Genomic DNA, 3,680 nt, shown 5'->3' with positions numbered 1-3,680 from the left:
GTGCTCGTGCGGCCGACCGTGCTGAACGACAAGCCGGCGCGTGGAAGTGTCCGCACGCTCACTGACCTGACCGGCTTCAAAGGCGGTTCGATCGCTCGCGAAGACGTCGCCAGCTTCGTTGTGCAGCAGCTCACGGATGGCACTTGGCTGCGGCGCGCTCCCCTTATCACTTGGTGAGCGTCTCAAGGACGATCTCGGCCGCAAGCGGCCAGCTGCGAAAGCGTGCGCTCCGCGCGCTCGGGCTAACGACACGTTCTGGCGGCTGGTACGGCCGGCGAGGACGCTAAGCGGGTCGTCGACCGAGACGGCATGGTGCTGCTCGACCAGCCAGGCAGCCCCGCCTCGGCTCGGCCGGAGGTGATCGCGGCGAGCTTCGCTGGTTGCTGCTGGACGTGCTGCTCCCCGGCACGGTGCGTTGAGGCCACAAGGTCGCCTCAGATCGAGTGACGGGATGGGGCGCCACGCGGTCGTGTTCGCCGACGGCTTGCAGAATAAGGCGACGCTACTCGTTGGCGCGACGGCGCCTGGTCGTGGATCCGCCCGGTCGTGGCAGATGACCGCCCTGCCTATGCCGGCACATGCTTCCTCGAGCTGCACCTCGCCGCCTGCGATCCGCGCGCGGGTGCCGCCGCGGCGGTGATCGGCTCGGGCACGCTGATGGCGGTGGCGCCCGAGGGCGCAAACTGACCATGCTCGATGGCGCGGAGCTGGCGCGTGCGATCAGCGACCGCCGAGCGCCCGGAAGGTGCGCTGGCCGCCTACGAGCGCGACCTGTTCGCTCGCAGCGCTCCGGTCGCGCAGCTCAGTGCCGCCAATCTGGCGCGCTTCTTCGGGCCGGACGCCCCGACGAGTGTAGTCGATCTATTCGCACGGCGATGAACAGATGAGGTGGATGGCTCCCGCTCACGGCATCGAGGTGCCAAGGTGTGAAGGCTGTCAGGCATTCACGAGCATATGGGAGCCACCCGATATGGAGATTAGCACGATCGGCCTCGATCTGGCCAAGAACATCTTCCAGGTTCACGGCATTGACGCGGAGGGCAAGGTGGTCGTCCGCAGGGCGTTGCGGCGGGTGCAGGTTCTACCGTTCTTCGCGAAGCTGCCGCCTTGTCTTGTCGGCATGGAGGCGTGCGGCACGGCGCATCATTGGGCTCGCGAGTTGGCCAGGTTGGGCCACGACGTGCGGCAGATGCCGCCGACTTACGTCAAGCCCTATGTGAAGCGCGGCAAGACCGACGCAGCGGATGCGGAGGCGATCTGCGAAGCTGTGACGCGTCCGACGATGCGGTTCGTGTCGGTGAAGTCACCGGAGCAGCAAGCGGCCCTGTCGATGCACCGCGCGCGCGATCTGTTGGTCAAGCAGCGCACGCAGCTGGTCAACATGATGCGGGGGTTGCTGGCCGAGTTCGGCATCGATATCCCTCAGGGCCTTCGTCGGGCGTTGGAGATGGCGCGAGCGGTCGTCGACGGCCGGGCGCCAGGCGTGCCGCCAGAGGCAGCAAAGATCGTCGGACGATTGTCGCAGCAGGCGCTCGACACCCACGCACAATGTCGAGAGATCGACCTTGATCTGCTCGCCTGGCAAAAGACCAGCGATACGGCTCGCCGTCTCATGTCGATCCCCGGCATCGGTCCGGTCGGCGCGACGGCGCTGGCCGCGTCGGTCACCGACCCGAACCACTTCCGCTCAGGGCGGGAGTTCGCCGCGTGGTTGGGGCTGACGCCGCGCCAGCACTCGAGTGGCGGCAAGGAGAGGCTGGGGCGCATCACCAAGATGGGCGACAAATACCTTCGCACGCTGCTCGTCGTCGGCATGACGTCGCTGATCAAAGGCGTGAAGCGCAAGCCGGAGACCGCCGATCCACGGCTTGTCGCGCTGCTCGCGCGCAAGCCGACGCGCGTGGCGACCGTCGCCATGGCGAACAGAACCGCCCGGGTGGTCTGGGCGATCATGGCGCGCGGCGAAACATACCGGGCCGGGCATCAGCCCAGGCTTGCGGCATGACGATCTAGCTGGATCCACCGAGGCAAAGGAGACCAGCTTCACGAGGTTGCAAGCGCGATGCGATGTGATGGCGAACCGGTCAGACCGGGAGCAGGGACAACCCAGCGGACGTTCAAGGCGTCATAGCCTGGTGAATGGAATGGGACCCAGCTCGCGGACTCCATCAGGGCCAGCAGTCCTTCACCGACTGCGTAAACAGGCCGAACAGAGGACTGCACCCGACCCTACGTCAGAACGTCAATTTACCCTTGCAACGCGGGAGCCATCCACAGAAGACGTCCGCTTACAGGAAGCGCCGATCAGCCCGTGAATGACCAACATTGGGTCTTCTGGGGCCGGTTCAATTGCTCGCGTTGCGCAAGTGTTGCGATAATCCGGCGTGGCTTGCTGCTTCAGTTCAGCCGACGGTATGCGTCGTGCTGGCACGGTTCGGCTGGCAAAGGTCGAAACACATCATGCTTTCGGGACGCCCTATGCTGATGAGCTCCGCCGATGTGTCATTGGCCCGTTGGCCTCGTGCAAAGTGCGCTCCTCTTGGGACCTCCCGCCACAAACGGGCGTTTGACACCGACTTCCAAACACACCGGAGACACCGATGAAAGCCATCCTGTTCGACGACTACGGACCCGCCAGCGTCCTGCGCTACGACGACGCGCCGGATCCCGCGCCGGGCGAGGGCGAAGCGCTGGTGCGGGTTGCCGCCACGAGCGTGAACCCGGTCGACGTCAAGATACGCTCGGGCGCCGTGCGCGACCGCATGCCTGTCGACCTGCCGTCGATCCCCGGCGTCGACGTTGCCGGAGAGGTGTTGGCGCTCGGGTCCGGCGTGACGTCGCTCAAGGTCGGCGACCGCGTGATGGGCATGGCGAGCGGCACCTATGCGGAACTGTGCCTGGTGAAGGCGGATGCCGTCACGCTCGTCCCCGAGGGCCTAGACGTGGAAGACGCGGCTACCCTGCCGCTGGTCACCGTCACTGGCTACCAGCTCGTGCGGGAGAGCGCCAAGGCGCAGGCCGGGCAGCGCATCCTCGTCACCGGCGCGCTGGGCGCGGTCGGCCGCTCGGCGGTGTTCGCCGCAAGCGGCCTCGGCTGCCATGTAATTGCTGGCGTGCGCGGCCGGCAGTCGGCGGAAGCCGCGGCGCTGCCGGGCGTCGACGAGGTCATCGCGATCGACGACGATGCGGCGATTGCGGCGCTGGCGCCCGTTGATGCCGTGGCGGATGCGGTCGGCGGCGAGGTTGCGACGAAGACGATCCGGCGCGTCCGCGAGGGTGGCGTGTTCGGCACGGCCGTGCGCGGCCCGTACGAGCAGGCCGGCGTAGAGGTGAACGCGCTGTTCGCGCATGCCGACGCTGCGACGATCCGCCGCTATGCCGAGGCGGTACGCGATGGCGTACTCACCATCCCGCGCGGACCCTCCTTTCTCCTGCGCGACGCAGCCGTGGCACAGGAAGCAGCGACTGCGGGTGGGACGGGCAAAGTTGTTTTGACCGTCTGAAGGATAAGCATAGGTTTAGAAGATAGGCGCTGTCCGAACAGGCTGCCGCACCACGATCGAATTCGCCTGACGATAATGCATCAAGCAACTCGCGGCGATCGGCGTCGGCATGAAGATCGTCGAACCCAGCATGATCGACACCGACTTCGGCGACCGCTCGTTCGACTTCAACAACGA

Annotated in this window: 5 protein-coding genes; all 5 read left to right on the top strand. The window is 66.4% G+C overall.

The features are described 5' to 3' along the window. Positions 1-177, top strand: a complete 177-nt coding sequence (locus HUU95_RS10760) for an NAD(P)H-binding protein (protein WP_368039812.1) — start codon at positions 1-3, stop codon at positions 175-177. A gap of 369 nt (positions 178-546) precedes the next feature. After that, positions 547-687: a hypothetical protein gene (locus HUU95_RS10755; protein WP_174280111.1), complete on the top strand. Its 141-nt coding sequence runs from the start codon at positions 547-549 to the stop codon at positions 685-687. Between the two features lie 27 nt (positions 688-714). Continuing rightward, a complete protein-coding gene (locus HUU95_RS10750; protein ID WP_174280110.1) occupies positions 715-879 on the top strand; it encodes a hypothetical protein in 165 nt (54 codons plus the stop codon). A gap of 91 nt (positions 880-970) precedes the next feature. Next, positions 971-2,005, top strand: a complete 1,035-nt coding sequence (locus tag HUU95_RS10745) for an IS110 family transposase (RefSeq protein ID WP_174280109.1) — start codon at positions 971-973, stop codon at positions 2,003-2,005. A 595-nt stretch (positions 2,006-2,600) separates the two neighbouring features. Continuing rightward, positions 2,601-3,503, top strand: coding sequence for an NADP-dependent oxidoreductase (locus HUU95_RS10740; RefSeq protein WP_174280108.1), 903 nt, complete (start codon positions 2,601-2,603; stop codon positions 3,501-3,503). Positions 3,504-3,680 lie beyond the last annotated feature (177 nt).

The sequence above is a fragment of the Sphingomonas bacterium genome, from assembly GCF_903643065.1.
Taxonomy (GTDB): domain Bacteria; phylum Pseudomonadota; class Alphaproteobacteria; order Sphingomonadales; family Sphingomonadaceae; genus Sphingomonas.
The sequence above is the reverse complement of the archived record's forward strand: the minus strand, read 5'-3'. Positions and strand labels throughout refer to the sequence as shown.

What these genes read in the sequence shown, in the direction of transcription:
- HUU95_RS10745 (WP_174280109.1), top strand. Translation starts at nt 971, where the DNA reads ATGGAGATTAGCACGATCGGCCTCGATCTGGCCAAGAACATCTTCCAG.
- HUU95_RS10740 (WP_174280108.1), top strand. Translation starts at nt 2,601, where the DNA reads ATGAAAGCCATCCTGTTCGACGACTACGGACCCGCCAGCGTCCTGCGC.